This window comes from Aeromicrobium sp. Leaf350, from assembly GCF_916858655.1.
GTDB lineage: Bacteria > Actinomycetota > Actinomycetes > Propionibacteriales > Nocardioidaceae > Aeromicrobium.
Genome location: NZ_CAKASL010000002.1, coordinates 829,342 through 848,451 on the forward strand (window position 1 = coordinate 829,342; position 19,110 = coordinate 848,451).

Annotated in this window: 13 protein-coding genes; 5 read left to right on the forward strand and 8 right to left on the reverse strand. The window is 70.3% G+C overall.

The features are described from left to right. Position 1: 1 nt before the first annotated feature. Complete coding sequence (gene uvrB, locus LO931_RS13095; RefSeq protein ID WP_229054162.1) at positions 2–2,086, reverse strand: excinuclease ABC subunit UvrB; 2,085 nt, start codon at positions 2,084–2,086, stop codon at positions 2–4. A gap of 97 nt (positions 2,087–2,183) precedes the next feature. On the opposite strand from uvrB, the gene LO931_RS13100 reads away from it, so the two are divergent. Beyond that, positions 2,184–2,852 carry a TetR/AcrR family transcriptional regulator gene (locus LO931_RS13100; RefSeq protein WP_229054163.1) on the forward strand — a complete coding sequence of 223 codons (669 nt, stop codon included), beginning with the start codon at positions 2,184–2,186 and terminating at the stop codon, positions 2,850–2,852. A 97-nt stretch (positions 2,853–2,949) separates the two neighbouring features. On the opposite strand, the gene LO931_RS13105 is transcribed toward LO931_RS13100, so the two are convergent. Further along, positions 2,950–4,401, reverse strand: a complete 1,452-nt coding sequence (locus tag LO931_RS13105; protein WP_229054164.1) for an acetyl-CoA C-acetyltransferase — start codon at positions 4,399–4,401, stop codon at positions 2,950–2,952. A 147-nt stretch (positions 4,402–4,548) separates the two neighbouring features. Here LO931_RS13105 and LO931_RS13110 point away from each other — a divergent pair, with 147 nt between their 5' ends. From LO931_RS13110 to LO931_RS13125, 4 genes are all read left to right on the forward strand, one after another. After that, positions 4,549–5,901 (forward strand): 3-oxoacyl-ACP reductase, encoded by a 1,353-nt coding sequence (locus LO931_RS13110; RefSeq protein ID WP_229054165.1) that lies wholly within the window; start codon positions 4,549–4,551, stop codon positions 5,899–5,901. 2 nt (positions 5,902–5,903) lie between these two features. Then, the gene (locus LO931_RS13115) at positions 5,904–6,785 is read left to right on the forward strand and encodes a MaoC family dehydratase (RefSeq protein ID WP_229054166.1); all 882 of its coding nucleotides are present in this window, start codon (positions 5,904–5,906) and stop codon (positions 6,783–6,785) included. Between the two features lie 90 nt (positions 6,786–6,875). Beyond that, positions 6,876–9,032, forward strand: coding sequence for a CocE/NonD family hydrolase (locus LO931_RS13120; protein ID WP_229054167.1), 2,157 nt, complete (start codon positions 6,876–6,878; stop codon positions 9,030–9,032). Positions 9,033–9,101: 69 nt separating this feature from the next. Next, complete coding sequence (locus LO931_RS13125) at positions 9,102–11,012, forward strand: CocE/NonD family hydrolase (RefSeq protein WP_229054168.1); 1,911 nt, start codon at positions 9,102–9,104, stop codon at positions 11,010–11,012. Here LO931_RS13125 and LO931_RS13130 read toward each other — a convergent pair. The 6 genes from LO931_RS13130 to LO931_RS13155 form a co-directional block, all read right to left on the reverse strand. After that, a complete protein-coding gene (locus tag LO931_RS13130) occupies positions 11,009–11,869 on the reverse strand; it encodes an acyl-CoA thioesterase II (RefSeq protein ID WP_229054169.1) in 861 nt (286 codons plus the stop codon). The genes LO931_RS13125 and LO931_RS13130 overlap by 4 nt on opposite strands. Positions 11,870–11,909: 40 nt before the next feature. Next, on the reverse strand, positions 11,910–12,842 hold the full coding sequence (locus LO931_RS13135) for a PAC2 family protein (RefSeq protein ID WP_229054170.1): 933 nt from the start codon (positions 12,840–12,842) through the stop codon (positions 11,910–11,912). A 13-nt stretch (positions 12,843–12,855) separates the two neighbouring features. Then, on the reverse strand, positions 12,856–14,772 hold the full coding sequence (gene dxs, locus LO931_RS13140; RefSeq protein WP_229054171.1) for a 1-deoxy-D-xylulose-5-phosphate synthase: 1,917 nt from the start codon (positions 14,770–14,772) through the stop codon (positions 12,856–12,858). Between the two features lie 43 nt (positions 14,773–14,815). After that, the gene (locus tag LO931_RS13145) at positions 14,816–15,322 is read right to left on the reverse strand and encodes a flavin reductase family protein (protein WP_229054172.1); all 507 of its coding nucleotides are present in this window, start codon (positions 15,320–15,322) and stop codon (positions 14,816–14,818) included. A 128-nt stretch (positions 15,323–15,450) separates the two neighbouring features. Then, positions 15,451–18,252 carry an aconitate hydratase gene (locus tag LO931_RS13150; RefSeq protein ID WP_304523513.1) on the reverse strand — a complete coding sequence of 934 codons (2,802 nt, stop codon included), beginning with the start codon at positions 18,250–18,252 and terminating at the stop codon, positions 15,451–15,453. A 144-nt stretch (positions 18,253–18,396) separates the two neighbouring features. Continuing rightward, entirely contained in the window at positions 18,397–19,092 is a 696-nt protein-coding gene (locus LO931_RS13155; RefSeq protein ID WP_229054174.1) for an RDD family protein, read from the reverse strand. Positions 19,093–19,110 lie beyond the last annotated feature (18 nt).

Below are 19,110 nucleotides of genomic sequence, written 5' to 3' on the forward strand. Positions count from 1 at the left end.
CTCAGGCGTCGGCGGCGAGCATGCCGCGCAGCTCCTTCTTGAGGTCGCCGATCTCGTCGCGCAGGCGCGCCGCCACCTCGAACTGGAGGTCGGCTGCGGCGGCATGCATCTGATCGCTGAGCGACTCGATGAGCGCGGCGAGGTCGGCCGAGGGGAGGTCGGCCAGGGACGCGGTGTGCTCCCCCAGCGGCACCGGCGCGCCCTTGCGTCGGCGGTCGCCCGTGGCCGCCAGGAGGCGGTCGGTGTCGGCGTCCTCGCGGGCCAGCATGTCGGTGATGTCACCGATCTTCTTGCGCAGCGGCTGCGGGTCGACGCCGTGCTCGAGGTTGTAGGCGACCTGCTTCTCACGACGGCGGTTGGTCTCGTCGATCGCGAGCGCCATCGAGTCGGTGATGCGGTCGGCGTACATGATGACCTGGCCGGAGACGTTGCGCGCCGCACGGCCGATGGTCTGGATGAGGGACCGGCCGGAACGCAGGAAGCCCTCCTTGTCGGCGTCGAGGATCGCGACGAGGCTGACCTCGGGCAGGTCGAGACCCTCGCGCAGCAGGTTGATGCCGACCAGGACGTCGTACTCGCCCAGCCGCAGCTCGCGGAGCAGCTCGACGCGTCGCAGGGTGTCGACCTCGCTGTGCAGGTAGCGCGTCCGGATGCCGGCCTCGACCAGGTAGTCGGTGAGGTCCTCGGACATCTTCTTGGTCAGCGTGGTGACGAGGACGCGCTCGTTGCGCTCGACGCGACCCCGGATCTGCGTGATGAGGTCGTCGATCTGGCCCTTCGTGGGCTTGATGACGACCTCCGGGTCGATCAGGCCGGTCGGACGGATGATCTGCTCGACGAACTCGCCCTCGGCCTGCTGCATCTCGTAGGTGCCGGGCGTGGCCGAGAGGTACACGGTCTGACCCGTGCGCTGCAGGAACTCGTCCCACGTGAGCGGGCGGTTGTCCATCGCGCTGGGCAGGCGGAAGCCATGCTCGACGAGCGTGCGCTTGCGCGACATGTCGCCCTCGTACATCGCGCCGATCTGCGGGACGGTCACGTGCGACTCGTCGAGCACGAGGACGAAGTCCTCCGGGAAGTAGTCGAGCAGGCAGTTGCCGGGGCTGCCTGCGACCCGGCCGTCCATGTGGCGCGAGTAGTTCTCGATGCCGCTGCAGGTGCCGACCTGCTGCATCATCTCGAGGTCGTAGGTCGTGCGCATGCGCAGGCGCTGGGCCTCGAGCAGCTTGCCCTCGGCGTCGAGCTCGGCGAGCCGCTCGTCGAGCTCGGTCTGGATGGAGCCCATGGCGCGCTGCATCGTCTCGGAGCCGACGGCGTAGTGCGTGGCGGCGCCGACGTAGAGCTCCTGGTCCTCGCTGAGCACCTCGCCCGTGAGGGGGTGCAGGGTCATGAGCCGCTCGATCTCGTCGCCGAAGAACTCCACCCGCACCGCGAGCTCCTGGTAGACGGGGAAGATGTCGATCGTGTCGCCCTTGACCCGGAACGTGCCGCGGGTGGAGGTGACGTCGTTGCGGACGTACTGCGCCTGCACGAGCGTGCGGAGCAGCTCGTCGCGCGGCTTCTCCTCGCCGACCTTGAAGCCGATCATGCGGTCGAGGTACTCCTGCGCCGAGCCGAGGCCGTAGATGCACGAGACCGTGGCGACCACGATGACGTCGCGCCGGGTCAGCAGCGACCACGTCGCGGAGTGCCGCAGCCGCTCGACCTCCTCGTTGATCGAGGAGTCCTTCTCGATGTAGGTGTCGGTCTGCGGGACGTACGCCTCGGGCTGGTAGTAGTCGTAGTACGAGACGAAGTACTCGACGGCGTTGTCGGGGAAGTACTCGCGCAGCTCGTTGGCGAACTGGGCCGCCAGCGTCTTGTTGGGCAGCATGACGAGCACCGGCCGCTGGAGCTTCTCGGTGAGCCAGGCGACGGTGGCGGTCTTGCCGGTGCCCGTGGCGCCGAGCAGCACGTTGTGCCGCTCGCCCGCCTCGATGCGCTTCTCGAGCTGGGCGATGGCGGCCGGCTGGTCGCCGGCGGGCTCGTAGTCGGAGACGACGTGGAACGGCGCCACCTGGCGGCTGAGCTCGGAAACAGGCCTCATGGTGAGAGCCTACGACCGTCCACCGACAGGACCTGCCGCCTGCAACGGGAGGCGTGCGCCGGACGGCCCGCCGACGCACCTCGTTAGGGTGATCCGCATGGGTGTGGACGAGAGGCGAGCGGCGCGGCGGCGCGAGATCATCGCCGCGACGCGGGCGCTGTTCGACGAGCGCGGGGTCCGTGACGCCCAGATCGAGGACATCGCCCGCGCCGTCGGCATCAACCGCGCCATCATCTACCGGCACTTCACGAGCAAGGAAGAGCTGTTCGCGGTCACCCTCGTGGAGTACCTGCACGAGCTCGAGGCCGCCTTCGCCGCCGGGGTCGACCCGTCCGACCCGCCGCGGCGCCGCCTGGCTTCGATCGTGGCCGCCTTCTTCGACTACGGCGTCGAGCACCCGGCCTTCGTCGACTGCGCCCAGACGCTGCTGCGCCGCCGCGGCACCGAGCTGCAGCTGGAGGTCGGCGACGCGGTGCTGATCGAGCTGGGCACCGCCATCAGCGCGTGCCTCGGCCACCTCGTCAGGACCTTGACCGAGGGCACCGACGCGGGCGACTTCCGCGTCACCGACCCGTCGCTCGTCGCGAACGTGCTCTACGCCCAGGGCCTCGGCGCCCTCAACCTGGCGCACCTGCAGTGGTCGATCCGCGAGCACAACACGGGCATGCCCGTCGTCGACGACGTCGCGTCCGACACCCTGCGCACCCTCATGGTGCACGGCGCCCTGGCGATGGCCACCGGCTCCACCCCGCGCCCCGCCTCCTGACGCCGACCCCGGGCGGTGAGGGACGAGCGGCCGCGGACGGCAGAGGCCCCCGGGCCGTCTCGCGACGGGTCCGGGGGCCTCTGAGCAGAATCGAGCCTCAGCTCTCCAGGATCGCGACGACGCCCTGGCCGCCCGCGGCGCAGATCGAGATCAGACCGCGCTTGCCCGGGCCGGCCTCGTGCAGCAGCTTGGCCAGGTTGGCGACGATGCGCCCGCCGGTCGCGGCGAAGGGGTGCGCCGCGGCGAGCGACGAGCCCTTCACGTTGAGCTTCGTGCGGTCGATCGAGCCGAGCGGCACGTCGAGGCCGAGGCGGTCGTGGCAGAACTCCGCCGACTCCCACGCCGCGAGCGTCGAGAGCACCTGGCCCGCGAAGGCCTCGTGGATCTCGTAGTAGTCGAAGTCCTGCAGCGTCAGTCCCTGACGCGCGAGCAGGCGCGGGACGGCGTACGCCGGAGCCATCAGCAGGCCCTCCGAGCCGCTGACGTAGTCGACCGCCGCGGTCTCGTAGTCGACGAAGTAGGCCTGGACCTCCCAGCCGCGCTTCTTCGCCTCGTCCTCGGAGGCGAACAGCGCGACCGAGGCGCCGTCGGACAGCGGCGTGGAGTTGCCGGCCGTCATCGTGGCCTCGTCGCCGAGCTGCTTGCCGAAGACCGGCCTGAGCTTGGCGAGCTTCTCGACCGTGGAGTCGGGACGCAGGTGGTTGTCCTTCGTCACGCCGTTGAACGGGGTCACCAGGTCGTCCTGCCAGCCGGCGTCCCACGACGCCGCGAGGTTCTGGTGCGACGCCGCGGCGAGCTCGTCCTGCGCCTCGCGCGTGATCTTCCACGCGTGCGTCGTGATGGCCTGGTGGTCACCCATCGACAGGCCCGTGCGGGGCTCGGCGTTGCGCGGCTGGTCGGGCGCCAGGTACGACGGACGGATCTTCGTCAGGAGCTTCACGAGCCCCTTCTTGTCACCCTTGGCCGAGAGCTGGTTGGCCTCGATCAGGATCTTGCGCAGCTTGTCGTTGACGGCGAGCGGGGCGTCCGACGTGGTGTCGGTGCCACCGGCGATACCGGTCTCGATCTTGCCGAGCGCGATCTTGTCGGCCACCACGAACGCGGCCTGGAGGCCGGTGCCGCAGGCCTGCTGCAGGTCGGTGGCCGGCGTCTCGGGCGACAGCTTGGAGCCGAGCACGGTCTCGCGGGTCAGGTTGAAGTCGCGGGCGTGCTTGAGCACGGCGCCGGCGACGACCTCGCCGATGCGCTCGCCCTCGAGGCCGAAGCGCTCGACGAGCCCGTCGAGCGCGGCCGTCAGCATGTCCTGGTTCGAGACGTTCGTGTAGACGGTGTTGCTGCGCGCGAAGGGGATGCGGTTGCCGCCGATGACGGCGACACGACGCACGCGCTGGGCGTCGTCAGCGGCCGGGGAGGCGGCGACGGCGGTCTCCGTCACGGGGGCCTTCTCGCTCGCGGAGGCGGCGGCCTTCGCCGGTGCCTTCTTGGCGGGCGCCTTCTTCGCAGGTGCCTTCTTCGCGGGGGTCTTCTTGGCGGGCGTGGTGTCGGCCATTGGCGGGACTCCTCGGGTGTGGTCGATGATGGTCCCAGAACGTGACGTGTGCCTCGTCGGAGCAGAGTGGACCGGTGTTGTCACACGAGGTTACAGTCAGGTGTCGCATTCAGATACCACCGGTATTCGAGAGATAGGACACACCTCGTGAGTGATCGCTACCAGGATCTCGCGCACAACCCCGTCGGCAAGTTCCTCGTCAAGAACCTGGGCCTGCCGAACCCGCCGTACCTCGACCGGTACGCCGGCGGCGCGCTCGTGAAGGGCAGCGTCCTCACCGGCAGCGCGGGCGCGAAGCCCGGCCCGGTCGCCAAGGAGGTCACCGCCGCACTCAAGGCCTACGGCATCGACGCCACGGGCGTCCGCGCCGACGGCAAGAAGTACAAGGGCCTGGTGTTCGACGCGTCCGGCATCGACTCCGCCGCCGGCCTGGTCGCCCTGCAGGAGTTCTTCACCCCCGTCCTGCGGCAGCTCGCCAGCAGCGGCCGCGTCGTCGTCATCGGTGCGCTGCCCGAGGAGGCCGCCACCGAGAGCGCCGCGATCGCCCAGCGCGCGCTCGAGGGCTTCACCCGCTCGCTCGGCAAGGAGGTCGGGGGCGGCTCCACCGCCAACCTGGTCTACGTCGCCGCCGGAGCCGAGAAGACGCTGGGCTCGACGCTCGGGTTCCTGCTCTCCCCCAAGTCGGCCTACGTCTCGGGCCAGGTCGTGCGACTGGGCACCACCGGCATCACCAAGGCCGGTCCTGTCAAGGACGTCACGAAGCCGCTCGCCGGCAAGGTCGCGCTCGTCACGGGCGCCTCGCGCGGTCTCGGCGAGGCCGACATGCGCACCCTCGCTCGTGACGGCGCCACCGTGATCGGCCTCGACGTCCCGCCGCTAGCCGACGACCTCAAGGCCCTCGCCGAGGAGCTGGGCGGTGGCTACATCGTGGGCGACATCACCTCGCCCGACGCCCCTGCGCTCATTGCCGAGTACATCAAGGCGAACCACGGTGGCGTCGACGTCATCGTGCACAACGCCGGCATCACGCGCGACAAGCGCCTGCGCAACATGAAGCCCGAGAACTGGCAGCTCGTCGTCGAGATCTCGGTCGGCGCTCCGCAGCGCATCACCGACCACCTCATCGAGGAGGGCCTCGTGAACCGCGGCGGCACCGTGATCGGCATCGCCTCGATCGCCGGCATCGCGGGCAACAACGGCCAGACGAACTACGCCTCGGCCAAGGCCGGCGTCATCGGCTGGATCCAGTCGCTCGCCAAGCGCGTCGCCGACCAGGGCATCACGGCCAACGTCATCGCCCCGGGCTTCATGGAGACCGAGATGGTCAAGACCATCCCGCTCGGCATCCGTGAGGCCGGTCGTCGCATGAACTCGATGTCGCAGGGCGGTCTGCCCGTCGACGTCGCCGAGGCCATCGCGTGGCTCTCGAGCCCCGGCTCGGCGTCGGTCAGCGGCAACGTCGTCGGCGTCAACGGCCAGATGCTCCTCGGGGCCTCCTGACCATGGTCACCCGCACCTTCACGAAGGCGCCCTCGACGGCGCCGCTGATGCTCAAGGCGGCGCTGCCGGCCATCCCCGTGGTCGGCGGTCTCCCGGGGGTCAAGCACGCCTCGGGCGGCGCACCGGACCTCACCCTCGTGCGCAGCGGCGTCGCGACGGACCCCGACCACCTCGAGCGGTACCGCGAGGTGTGCGGGTTCGGTCGCGGCGACACGCTGCCGGTCACGTACCCGCACATGGCGGCGTTCGCGCTGCACATGTCGCTCATGACCGACACGGCGTTCCCGTTCGCGCCGATGGGCCTGGTGCACCTGCGCAACGCGATCACGCAGCACCGCCCCATCGGCGTCGACGAGACGTTCGACGTCTCGGTCCGCGCGACCGACCTCCGGCCCCACCCCAAGGGCCGCCTGATCGACCTGCTGACCGACGTCACCGTGGACGGCGAGACGGTCTGGAGCGAGGTCACCACCTTGTTCGCGCGCGGACGCGGCGGTGCGCCGGAGACCTCCACGGCCCCGCTCGAGGGCGTCTCGGCCCCCTCAGGTGTCGTGCACTGGAAGCTCGCGGGCAACCTCGGTCGGCGCTACGGGGCCGTCTCGGGCGACCGCAACCCGATCCACCTGTACCCGCTGACGGCCAAGGCCTTCGGGTTCCCGACGAACATCGCGCACGGCATGTGGACCAAGGCACACGCGCTCGCGGCGCTCGCAAACCGCCTGCCCGACGCCTACCGCGTCGACGTGGAGTTCAAGAAGCCGGTGCTGCTGCCGGCCACGGTCGTCTTCGGCTCGCGGTCGGTCGGCGACACGATCGAGCTCGGCGTCGTCGGCGCCCGCAAGGCCGTGCCGCACATGGTCGGACGGGTCACCCCGCTCGGCTGAGGCCCTGCTGCAACCCCGCGACCCTGCTGTAACTCCGCGTCCACTGTGTCGTTGGTCACGACGACACAGCCGAGGACACCGGAGGTCCAGATGCGTCTCTTGACGGCCGCTGCCCTGACGGCAGCCGCGCTCGTCGTGCCCACCACGGCGAGCGCGGCTCCCCCGTCCGACTCGGGCTGGCAGCCGCGGGCGGAGGAGTACGCGTCCACCGCGGTCGAGACGAACCTGGAGATCCCCACCTCGGACGGCACCGTGCTCCTGGCCGACCTGAAGCGTCCGGTCGACGCGGCCGGCCAGCCGGTGCAGACTCCGCTGCCCGTCGTCGTGACGATCACGGCGTACAGCAAGACCGTCATCGGCAGTCCCACGGGCGCGACGCTCGGCGGGGCCGACCCGGAGTTCCTGGTCAAGCGTGGGTACGTGCAGCTCACCGTCGACGCACGCGGCACCGGCAGCTCCGGCGGCACCTGGCAGGTCTTCGGCGAGCGGGAGCAGCTCGACGCCAAGGAGATCGTCGAGTGGGCCGCGCAGCAGGAGTGGAGCAACGGCGCGGTCGCGATGTCGGGCCCGTCCTACATGGGGATCAGCCAGCTCTTCGCCGCAGGGCAGCAGCCCGAGGGGCTGAAGGCGATCTTCCCGCAGGTCCCCGGCGGCGAGGTGTACCGCGACGTCGTCGCCTCGGGCGGCCAGCTCGACACCGGGTTCATGCCGCTCTGGCTCGGCCTGGTCAACCTGACCGGTCTCGTCCCCTCCACCTCGCCCCAGGCCGTCGAGAACCTCGTGACCCACCTCGTGGGCAACGGGTCGTCGTCGATCCAGCTGCTCGCCGAGGCCGCGCTGGGCGGCCCTCAGGCGTACGACGGCGCGTTCTACGAGGAGCGCAGCACCCTGACGCGCTCCGTGCCGAACATCGAGGTGCCGACCTTCCTGATCGGCGGCGAGTACGACCTCTTCCAGCGCGGCACCCCGCTGATCTACCAGGCCCTGCGGGAGCGCGGCGTGCCGGTCAAGATGATCCTCGGTCCCTGGGACCACCTGCAGGGCTCCAGCGGCTCGGAGGTGGCCGAGGCGGGCCTCGGCACGCTGGCCGAGCTCCAGCTGCGCTGGTTCGACCACTACGTCAAGGGCCTCCCCGACCCTGCGCTCGACAGCGACGTCCCGAGCTTCACCTACCACGAGCTCGGCTCGGGCGAGTGGAAGTACCGCGACACCTACCTGAGCGACCAGACCGCGGCGTCGTTCAAGCTCTCGGGCACGTCCACGACCCTCGGCGGGGCGAACGGACAGCTCACGCAGGGCGAGGTCGTCCCCGGCTCCTCGCAGATCCTGCCGATCCCGGTCGCCGGCCTGTGCTCCCGCAGCACGTCGCAGTGGACCGCCGGCATCCTCAACCTCATCGGCGCGTGGGAGACCTGCAACCAGAACGCCGCGGTCAACGACTCGACCGGCGTCGTCTTCGAGACGGCCCCGCTCACGAGCGACCTGGAGGTCCTCGGCCCGATCAACGCTCGGCTGTACACCTCCAGCACGACGGGCGACGGCATGCTGTCGGTGAGCGTCTCGCGCGTCACGCCGGACGGCGTGGTCGACCGACTCACCGGCGGCTGGCAGGTCATCTCGCTCGCCGAGCTGGACGAGTCGCGCTCCGTGGTGCTCGACGGCGAGATCATCCAGCCGTGGCACCCGTTCACGCAGGAGTCCCGGCGCGTGCTGGCACCGGGTGAGATCGTCCCCGTCGACGTCGAGGTGTTCCCCACCGGTGCCGTCGTCAACGAGGGCGACCGGCTGCGCATCTCGGTGCAGTCGTTCGACACCCCGCACCTGCTCTCGCCGCTCACGAACCTGGCCGGGCAGCTCGGGGTCATCACGATCCACAACGACGTCGAGCACCCGTCACGCTTGACGCTGCCCACCCTCGGCTCGACCGGCAGCGAGAACGCCACGGCGGAGGCCGCGGTGCTCGAGGACGTGCGCTCGGCTCTCGAGGCGGCCGACGCCTCGGCCGCGGCCGGCGACCCGCGCGCGGGCTACGACGGTGGCGAGGTCCTCGACGCTCCGGAGGGCGAGACGAGCGAGTCCTTCGTGCCGGGCTACGCCCCCAAGTCCGCCTCGACGAGCCTGGCCGACGACCCGGCCGTGCCGCTCACCTGGGTGCTGCTGATCGTGGCCTCCGGACTGGCGATGTCTGCCGCGGCGCGCTGGCAGCTGCGGCGGCGGGACGCGTGGGAGTCGGACCCCCGCGACTAACCGGTACATTCGTACAAGAAAAGCGCTCACGAGCCGTGACCCAGGTCACAGGCCCGCGTTAGACCTTGCGTGAACTCCTTGCGACAGCTCCGCATCGCCGCCACCGCCGTCCTGCTGCTCCCACTGCTCGTCGTGACGACAGCGACCTCCGCCTCGGCCGCCACCGAGACCCAGGAGATCCGCTTCACGACGTCCGACGGCGTGCAGCTGCAGACGACCCTGACGGGCCCCGGCCCCCTCACGGCGCGGCCCACCGTCATCGAGTTCACGCCGTACGGACCGGGCAGCGCGACGTTCACCCCCGACGAGAACTACAACCACCTGCTCGTGCAGCTGCGCGGCACGGGCTCGAGCACGGGCGGGTTCGACGCCCTCGGCCCGCGCAGCCAGCAGGACGTGGCGGAGACCCTGCAGTGGGCCTGCGAGCAGCCCTGGAGCAACGGGCGCCTCGGGATCCACGGCTTCTCCGCGAGCGCGATCATCGTCTACAACTCGATGCACCAGGAGCTGCCCTGCGTCGACACCGCGACCCTGCGCTCCGGGACCTTCGAGCTGTACCGCGACCTCCTGGTGCCCGGCGGCGTCAGCAACATCGTGCCCGGCGCGGCCGTGATCCTCGGCATCGGCGCACTGGCCCTCGCCCAGGGACCGAACCGGCTGGCGACCGATCCGGTCGCCTCGATCGACTCCGTGGTCGGCCTGCTCGACAGCGGCCTGCAGGCCGGCTTCCTGCATCCCACGCTCGACACCTTCTGGGCCGAGCGCGGGTTCCGCGGCGACGCCAACGACCTCCCGATCCTGGCCGTCAACGGGATCTTCGACGTCGAGTCACGGGGCGCCTTCGAGGGCTACCAGGAGCTGCGCGACAACGGGTCGCACCTGCTGCTCGCCGGTGGCCATGACGGCTTCCCCGCCGGGACCGACAACGGCGAGGCCGACATGCAGGCCTGGTTCGACCACTACCTGCGCGACATCGACAACGGCATCGACGAGGACCCCGCTGTGCAGCTCACGCTGTCCGACGGCGACCGCCAGGACATGCTCGACGGCCAGTACCTGACCCGCGACGCCACCGACTGGCCGGTCCCCGGCACCACGTGGGCGGCGCTGAACCTCGACGCGACGCGCAGCGGGGCCTTCCCCGCCAGCCCGAACGACGGCGGTCTGACCCTCGGACCCGCGCAGCAGTCCGCCGCCCAGTCCTACGTCTCGGTGCCGAGCAACCCGCTCGTGACCGACTCCCCCACCACGTCGCTGCTCGGGGCGGCCGGACTGAACATGCTGACCGCGGCCATCCCCGGCCTGACCGACCCGAGCAGGCTCATCGGCGTGCCCGGGCTGAGCTACACGTCCCCCGCCCTCACCGAGGACGTCGTCGCGGCGGGGCCGGCCTCGCTCGAGGTGCGACTCTCCAGCACGTCGCCCGAGACCGCCATCTGGGCGATCGTCTCGGACGTCCACCCCGACGGCTCGGCGCACCCCCTGACCGTCGGGCGTCTGCTCTCGTCGTTCCCGGACGTCGTGCCGGAGAAGTCGCTCACCGACGAGAACGGCACGGTCGTGCAGCCCTACGGCGACTACAGCGTCAAGACGCCGCTCGCCGGCTTCCTCGCCCCGCGCCTCTACCAGGTGGAGATGTGGCCGCTGGCCAACCGCTTCAAGGAGGGTCACCGCATCCGGCTCGACATCGTGGGCGCCTCCGCCTTCTCGCTACCGACCCTGCCCGGCGTCAACACGGTGCAGGTCGGCGGCACGAGCGGGTCGCGGCTGCTCTTCCCCGTCCTGCCCGAGAGCGACCTGACCGCGGCTCTCCCCGTCCCAGCGGCCGTGCCCGTGGTCGCGCCGGCGTCGGCGCCGCCCCCCGCGCCGGTCACGACTCCAGCGGCGCCTCTCGCGCCGGTCACGAACGTCGTGACCTCGCTCCTCGCCACGGTCTCCACCGTGGTCCCCGGTCTCGGGTTCCTGCTCGGTCGCCGCTAGAGCCGGCGGATCAGGCCCTCCTGGGCCACGGTCGCGACGAGGGTGCCGTCGGCCTGGAACACCCGAGCGGTGCTGAGCCCACGGGCCCCGGAGGCCGAGGGCGACGACTGGTCGTACAGCAGCCACTCGTCGACGGCGACGGGCCGGTGGAACCAGATCACGTGGTCGAGCGACGCCGGCTGCACGTGCGGCGAGCCGATGTAGACGCCGTGGGGCACGAGCGAGGCGCCGAGCAGGCTGAGGTCGCTGATGTAGGTGAAGGCGGCGTTGTGGATCAGACGCGAGTCGGGCAGCTGCCCGGAAGCCTTGAACCACAGCCGCTGGGCCACGAGGCGACCCGTGGACTCCCGCTCGGCCTCCGTCCGCTCGTCCGTGACGTAGCGCAGGTCGAACGACGACCACTCGCGCTTCCACTGCTCGTAGTAGTGCTCGCCGCGCGCCTTCACGATGTCGCCCAGACCGATGGCGTCGTCGGGCGACGGGACGGCGGGCATCGGGTCCTGGTGGTCGAAGCCCGGCTCTGTCACCTGGAACGACGCCGTCATGTAGAAGATGATCTTGCCGTGCTGGCGGGCCGCGACGCGCCGCGTCGTGAAGGAGCCGCCGTCGCGGACGTTCTCGACGTCGTACACGATCGGGATGCTCGGGTCGCCGCCGAGGATGAAGTAGATGTGCAGCGAGTGCAGGTGACGGTCCTCGGGCACGGTGTTCTGCGCGGCCACGACCGCCTGCGCCGCCACCTGACCGCCGAAGACGCGCTTCAGCATCGACTCCGCCGGCTGACGGCCGCGGAACAGACCCACCTCCAGCTGTTCGAGCTCGAGCAGGTCCAGGAGTTCGGTCAAGGATGCAGGCACGCCGCGATCCTACCGACCTCCGGCGGTGCAGCACCGGCTCCTAGGAGTCGCCGTCCTTGCGCTGACGCGCCAGGTACTCCTCGAACTGTCCGGCCAGCTCCTCGGCGCTCGGCAGGTCCTCGTCGCTGGCGAGCAGCGACTGGGCCGCGCCCCGCGTGAACGCGTCGTACTGCTGCTCGAGACCGCTGACGAGCTCCGAACCGTGCTGGTCGGCGATCTGCTGCTCGATGTCGACCATCGTGCCGGCGTGACGCTCCCGCAGCGGCGTGAGGTCGATCTGCAGACCGATGCGGTCGGTGACCGCCTCGAGCAGCACCACCGCGGCGCCCGGGTAGTCGACCTGGGCGAGGTAGTGGGGCACGTGGGCGACGTAGCCGGCGGCCTCGTGCCCCCACGAGCCGAGGCGGTACTCGAGCATCGACTGGGCCGACGACGGGACGACGAGCTCGGCGGACCAGAGATTGGTGCGGTCGATGAGCTCGGGCGACGTGCCGTGCGCCGTGACGAGCATCGGCCGGGTGTGGGGCACACCCATCGGGACGGCGCCGAGACTCAGGGTCAGGTCGATGTCGAGGTCGTCCACAACCTCGCGCACCTCGGCCGCGAACCGCTCCCACAGGAAGTCCGGCTCGGGGCCGGCCAGCACGTAGTAGGGCCGGCCCGTGAGGTCGTGCTCGCGCACGACGTCCAGCCGGGGCTCGTCGTAGTCGAGGTAGTGGTCCTTGTGGAAGCGCAGCGTGGGGCGGCGTGCGCGGTAGTCGAACATCGCGTCGATGTCGAAGGAGTGCATCACCTCGCCGTGTCCGGACACGAGGTGCTCGGCCGCGATGCGAGGGCCGCTGCCGGCGGACAGGAATCCGTCGAGCGCCACGATCAGGACGTTCGGCTCCTCCAGGGGGCCGTCGTCGCTCACGAGCTCGTCGGGCAGGGCGACGCCGTCAGGCGTCTCTTCACGTCGTCGGGACCACTTCATCGTCAACCAGCCCTCAGTGGTCGCTATTCCCGGCGAGCCGGGACAGCGTGGCGATCGTGTCGTCCGCCACCGCACCCGCGGTGAGACCGAGACGCTCGAGCAGGACGTCGCGCTTCGCGTGCGGCAGGAACTCCTGGGCGACCGCGTGCACGCGCACGGGGACCGGCAGACCGGCGTCACTGACGGCCTGCACCACGGTGGAACCGACGCCGCCCTGGCGCCCGTTGTCCTCGATCGTCACGACCAGCCGGTGACGTTCCGCAAGCGTGAGGAGCTCGGCCGGGAGCGGCTTGACCCAGCGCGGGTCGACGACGGTGGTGCGGATGCCCTCGGCCGCGAGCAGCTCGGCGGCGTCGACCGCCGTGCGAGCCATCGAGCCGACGCCGATCACGAGCACCTGCGGGTCGTCGTCGCGGCGAAGCACGTCGACGACGTCCAGCCGCTCGATCGCCTCGAGGTCGTCGGGCACCGCACCCTTCGCGAACCGCACGACCGACGGCGCGTCCGCGACGTCGACCGCCTCGCGCAGGGCCTCGCGCAGGCGGGATCCGTCGCGCGGAGCGGCCAGGTGCAGGCCGGGGACGAGCTGCATGAGCGAGAGGTCCCACATGCCGTTGTGCGACGCGCCGTCGTCACCGGTGACACCGGCGCGGTCGAGCACGAACGTCACTCCGCAACGGTGCAGCGCGGTGTCGAGCAGGACCTGGTCGAAGGCGCGGTTCAGGAACGTCGCGTACACGGCGACGACGGGGTGCATCCCGCCCATCGCGAGGCCGGTGGCGCACGTGACCGCGTGCTGCTCCGCGATGCCGACGTCGAAGACGCGGTCGGGGAACTTGTCGGCCATCGCGTCGAGCCCGACGGGATGCAGCATCGCGGCGGTGATGCCGACGATGTCGTCGCGCCCGTCAGCGATGCGCACGATCTCGTCACGGAAGACCGACGTCCAGCCCGCGGGAGCGACGGCGAGGGCGTCGCCGGTCTCGCGGTCGAACGGGACCGATTGGTGCATCTGGTCGTTCTCGTTGTCGACCGCGATGTCGTAGCCCTGACCCTTGGTGGTCAGGACGTGCACGAGCACGGGACCCGCGAACCGCTTGGCCGACGTCAGGGCCGCCTCGACCGCGACGCGGTCGTGACCGTCGACCGGGCCGATGTACTTCATGCCGAGGTCCTCGAACATGCCCTGTGGGGCCAGGGCGTCCTTGAAGCCCTTCTTGACCGCGTGCAGCGCCTCGTAGGTGGCGGGGCCGATCGCGCCGCCGCGACCCGTCAGGCGCTCCTTGATGGCCTGGAGCGTGGGCTCGTAGCCGGGGCTCGTGCGGATACGGGTCAGCTTGTCGGCCAGGCCGCCCACCGTGGGGCGGTACGAGCGGCCGTTGTCGTTGACCACGACGACGAGCCTGCGGTCGCGGTGGGCCGCGATGTTGTTGAGCGCCTCCCAGGCCATGCCGCCCGTGAGCGCCCCGTCACCGATCACGGCCACGACGTGGCGGTCGGAGCCCGTCTGCTCGTGCGCGCGGGCGAGGCCGTCGGCGTAGGACAGGCTCGTGGAGGCGTGGGAGTTCTCGACCCAGTCGTGCTCGGACTCGGCCCGCGAGGGGTAGCCCGACAGGCCCGTCTCGGTGCGGAGGCCGCCGAAGTCGTTCGCCCGGCCCGTCAGCATCTTGTGCACGTACGACTGGTGGCCGGTGTCCCAGATGATCTTGTCGTCCGGCGACTCGAAGACACGATGGATCGCGATCGTCAGCTCGACGACACCGAGGTTCGGACCGAGGTGACCCCCGCGTTCCGCGACCGCCATGATGAGGAGGTCGCGGATCTCGACCGCGAGCTGCTCCAGCTCGGTGGCGTCGAGGCTCTCCAGATCGCGCGGGGAGGTGATCCCGGCGAGGACACCTACGGCGTCCGATGAGTCGTTCGCGGCCATTCGCTCAGTCTAGCGAGCCGCGCCCATCCCGCTGGGACGGCTCTCAGTGGTACGCGCCGCGCTCGTGGCGCAGCACCGCGACGTCGGTCAGGGACACGTCCTCGACGGTCAGCTCGTGGCGCACCGACCAGCCGGTCTCGTGGTCGGCCACGGTGGCGACGCGGCACCGGACCGTGGCGGCCGCGTCGACGAGCTCGGGCCCGTGGCCCCCGTCGTGCCACTCACCCAGCGTGAACGGGCCGCCGGGCGCGGGCGTCACGCCGGCGAAGGCCTCGGCCAGGTCGCGATGCGGCGAGGCGAGCACGTTGACGACGCATGGCACGTCCGGGCCGAGCGCGTCCGCGAGGTCGGCGAGCGGGTCGAGCATCACGAGCACGACTCCCGGGTCGCCGTCGACGACCAGGAGCGAGGAGACCGTGAGCCCTACGCGCGACCGGCCGGTGCCGGTCGTGACGACGGAGACACCGCCGGGCCACCGGCCGCGCAGCCGGCGCACGACCGACCGCTCGCCCTCCGGCGGCAGGAACGGGTGCTCCGAGTGGATCGTCACTCCCCCACCCTAAACACGTACCGCTCGCGAGAGACTTTGTTACCCCTCGCGAGAGAACTTGTTGGTGGACAGGAGAGAACAAAGTCTCTCGTGTGCACCAACAAGCTCACTCGCGAGCGGTCAGGGGATCAGAGGAGCGAGCGGAGGACGTACGGCATGATGCCGCCGTTGCGGTAGTAGTTCGCCTCACCCGGGGTGTCGATGCGGACGACCGCGTCGAACTCCGTGCTCGATCCGTCGGGGCCGACAGCCGTGACCTTGACGGTCTTGGGCGTACGACCCTCGTTGAGCTCGGTGACGCCGCTGAACTCGAACGTCTCCTCACCCGTCAGACCGAGGCTCTCGGCGTTCTCGCCCTCCGGGTACTGCAGCGGGAGCACGCCCATGCCGATCAGGTTCGAGCGGTGGATGCGCTCGTAGCTCTCGGCGATGACGACCTTGACGCCCAGCAGCGCCGTGCCCTTGGCCGCCCAGTCGCGCGACGAGCCCGAGCCGTACTCCTTGCCCGACAGGACGACGAGCGGGATGTCCTTCTCCTGGTAGCTCTGCGAGGCCTCGAACACCGTGGTGACCTCACCATCGGCGCTGAAGTCGCGCGTGAAGCCACCCTCGGTGCCGGGCGCGATCTGGTTGCGCAGGCGGATGTTCGCGAACGTGCCGCGGATCATGACCTCGTGGTTGCCGCGACGCGAGCCCAGGGAGTTGAAGTCACGCGGCTCGACACCCTTCTCCATCAGGTACTTGCCAGCCGGGCTGTCCTTCTTGATCGCACCGGCGGGGCTGATGTGGTCGGTCGTGACCGAGTCGCCCAGCTTCAGCAGCACGCGAGCGCCGCTGAAGTCGGTGACCGGCGACGGCTCGAGCTCCATGCCGTCGAAGTACGGCGCCTTGCGGGCGTAGGTGGAGTCCTCGTCCCACTCGAACGTGTCGCCCTCGGGGGTCGGCAGGTTCTGCCAGCGCTCGTCGCCGGCGAAGACGTCGGCGTACTCCGAGCTGAAGGTGTCAGACGAGATGGACGAGGCGATGACGTCCTCGATCTCGGTGGGCGAGGGCCAGATGTCCTTCAGGAACACGTCGTTGCCGTCGGTGTCCTGACCCAGCGGGCTGGTCTGCAGGTCGGTGTCCATCGTGCCCGCGAGCGCGTACGCGATGACCAGCGGCGGCGACGCCAGGTAGTTCATCTTGATATCGGGGTTGATGCGGCCCTCGAAGTTGCGGTTGCCCGACAGCACCGAGACGACCGCGAGGTCACCGTCGTTGACGGCCTTGCTGACTTCGGGGATCAGCGGGCCCGAGTTGCCGATGCAGGTCGTGCAGCCGTAGCCCACGAGGTTGAAGCCGAGCTTGTCGAGGTACGGCGTGAGGCCGGACTTCTCGTAGTAGTCGGTGACGACCTTCGAGCCGGGCGCGAGGGTGGTCTTGACCCACGGCTTGCGCGTGAGGCCCTTCTCGACGGCCTTCTTGGCCAGCAGCGCCGCGCCGATCATGACCGACGGGTTGGAGGTGTTGGTGCACGACGTGATCGCGGCGATCGTGACCGCGCCGTGGTCGACCTCGAACGTCGTGCCGTCCTCCAGCGTGACGGTCTGCGCGTTGCTCGGGCGGCCTGCACCCGAGGGGGCCGGCGCGTTCGGCTTGTCGCCGTTCGTGCCGGAGTCGCTGCTGCTCGGCGCGTCCGAGGCAGGGAACGACTCGTCGACGGCCTCGTCGTACCCGTTGACGTCCTGCTCGGTGTAGTCGGCGAGGGCAGTGCGGAAGGAGCCCTTGGCCTCGGTCAGCTCGACTCGGTCCTGCGGACGCTTCGGGCCGGCGATCGAGGGGACGATCGTCGAGAGGTCGAGCTCGAGGTACTCGCTGTAGCGGGGCTCGTGGTCGTCGTCGTGCCACAGGCCCTGGGCCTTGGCGTACTCCTCGGTCAGCGCGATCTGCTCCTCGGAGCGACCGGTCAGACGCATGTACTTCGTCGTCTCGCCGTCGATCGGGAAGACGGCGATCGTGGAGCCGTACTCGGGGCTCATGTTGCCGATCGTGGCGCGGTTGGCCAGCGGCACGGCCGAGACGCCCGGACCGTAGAACTCGACGAACTTGCCGACCACGCCGTGCTTGCGGAGCTGCTCGGTGATCGTCAGGACCAGGTCGGTCGCGGTCGAGCCCTCGGGCAGCTCGCCCGACAGCTTGAAGCCGACGACGCGCGGGATGAGCATGCTGATGGGCTGGCCGAGCATCGCGGCCTCGGCCTCGATGCCGCCGACGCCCCAGCCGACGACGCCCAGGCCGTTGACCATCGTGGTGTGCGAGTCGGTGCCGACGCAGGAGTCGGGGTACGCGACCTGGCCGCCGTCCTCGTCCTTGGTGAACACGACGCGGGCCAGGTGCTCGATGTTGACCTGGTGCACGATGCCGGTGCCCGGCGGGACGACCTTGAAGTTGTCGAAGGCGCCCTGACCCCAGCGGAGGAACTTGTAGCGCTCGCCGTTGCGCTCGTACTCGATCTCGACGTTGCGCTCGAACGCCTCGGGCGTGCCGAAGACGTCCGCGATGACGGAGTGGTCGATGACCATCTCGGCCGGCGCGAGCGGGTTGATCTTCGACGGGTCGCCGCCGAGGTCGACCATGGCCTCGCGCATCGTGGCGAGGTCGACGACGCACGGGACGCCGGTGAAGTCCTGCATGATCACGCGCGCCGGCGTGAACTGGATCTCCTGCGTCGGGTCGGCCTTCGGGTCCCACGCGCCGATCGCGCGGATGTCGTCCGCGGTGATGTCCGCGCCGTCCTCGGTGCGCAGCAGCGCCTCCAGGAGGATCTTGAGGCTGAACGGGAGGGAGGCGACGTCGACGCCGTCACCCGTGACCGCGTCGAGGCGGTAGTAGTCGTAGGAGGAATCGCCGACCTGCAGCGATTCCTTGGCGTTGAAGCTGTCGACGGACATCTGACGCATCTCCTTGAGGCCGAGTTGTCCCCATCCTGCCGCGCCTCGCGGTGTCGCCGCTCGCTCAGGTCAACCTAACCCGTCGGGCGGATGGGACTTCGATTGTGTCTTGATATCAAGATACACGACGTCAAGACAGAACGGTCACCAGAGGGAGGGCATCTGGCCGATCAGCGGCCAGAGGAAGCTCAGGTACAGCACGAACACGGCGAGGACCCCCGCGACGCCGAGCACGTCGACCGCCAGGAGCGCCGAGCGGTGCGCCGGCGTCGTGGTGTCGGCGGACAGGACGACCGTCGTCCCGGACAGGCGGTCGGCAAGACCACGGTCGGTCGGCAGCAGCAGCGGCACCAGCAGCACGAGCACGGCGATGTAGGCGAAGGCGCCCACGTGCCAGGCCTCGGGCGTCAGACGGCGCAGCACCGTCGGCAGGCCGACCGGGATCACGGCCAGGGCCAGGTCGAGCAGGCCGACCACGACGAGACCGCGCCAGAAGCCGCGGAGCCACCCCACCGGCTGACCACTCCCGACGTCGACGACCTGGATGCCGACGCGGTGCTTCCCGATGCTGTGCCCGCGGACGCCCTGCCGGACGCCGTTGTTCCACAGCAGGAAGAGCTCACCGAGGACGAGCCCGCTGAGGATCAGGCCGTCCGACAGGCTGACGGACCAGAAGGTCTCCGTCTCGTCGACGACCAGCGACACGACCGCGTACGCGAGCGCACCGGCCGAGAAGACCGTGCAGAACACCAGGGCGTCCTGCAGGAGGGCGTCGCGGCGGCGCTGACGCAGGGTCAGCTCCGGTGCCTGCGCCTCGACGTCGTCGGCGAGCTCGCTCATTCCCCCATCATGTCCCCG

Bases quoted from the DNA above. Each gene is read 5' to 3' on its own strand.
- LO931_RS13100 (WP_229054163.1), top strand. From the start codon at position 2,184: ATGGGTGTGGACGAGAGGCGAGCGGCGCGGCGGCGCGAGATCATCGCC.
- dxs (WP_229054171.1), bottom strand. From the start codon at position 14,772: ATGGCCGCGAACGACTCATCGGACGCCGTAGGTGTCCTCGCCGGGATC.
- uvrB (WP_229054162.1), bottom strand. From the start codon at position 2,086: ATGAGGCCTGTTTCCGAGCTCAGCCGCCAGGTGGCGCCGTTCCACGTC.
- LO931_RS13105 (WP_229054164.1), bottom strand. From the start codon at position 4,401: ATGGCCGACACCACGCCCGCCAAGAAGACCCCCGCGAAGAAGGCACCT.
- LO931_RS13115 (WP_229054166.1), top strand. From the start codon at position 5,904: ATGGTCACCCGCACCTTCACGAAGGCGCCCTCGACGGCGCCGCTGATG.
- LO931_RS13120 (WP_229054167.1), top strand. From the start codon at position 6,876: ATGCGTCTCTTGACGGCCGCTGCCCTGACGGCAGCCGCGCTCGTCGTG.
- LO931_RS13155 (WP_229054174.1), bottom strand. From the start codon at position 19,092: ATGAGCGAGCTCGCCGACGACGTCGAGGCGCAGGCACCGGAGCTGACC.
- LO931_RS13150 (WP_304523513.1), bottom strand. From the start codon at position 18,252: ATGTCCGTCGACAGCTTCAACGCCAAGGAATCGCTGCAGGTCGGCGAT.
- LO931_RS13135 (WP_229054170.1), bottom strand. From the start codon at position 12,842: ATGAAGTGGTCCCGACGACGTGAAGAGACGCCTGACGGCGTCGCCCTG.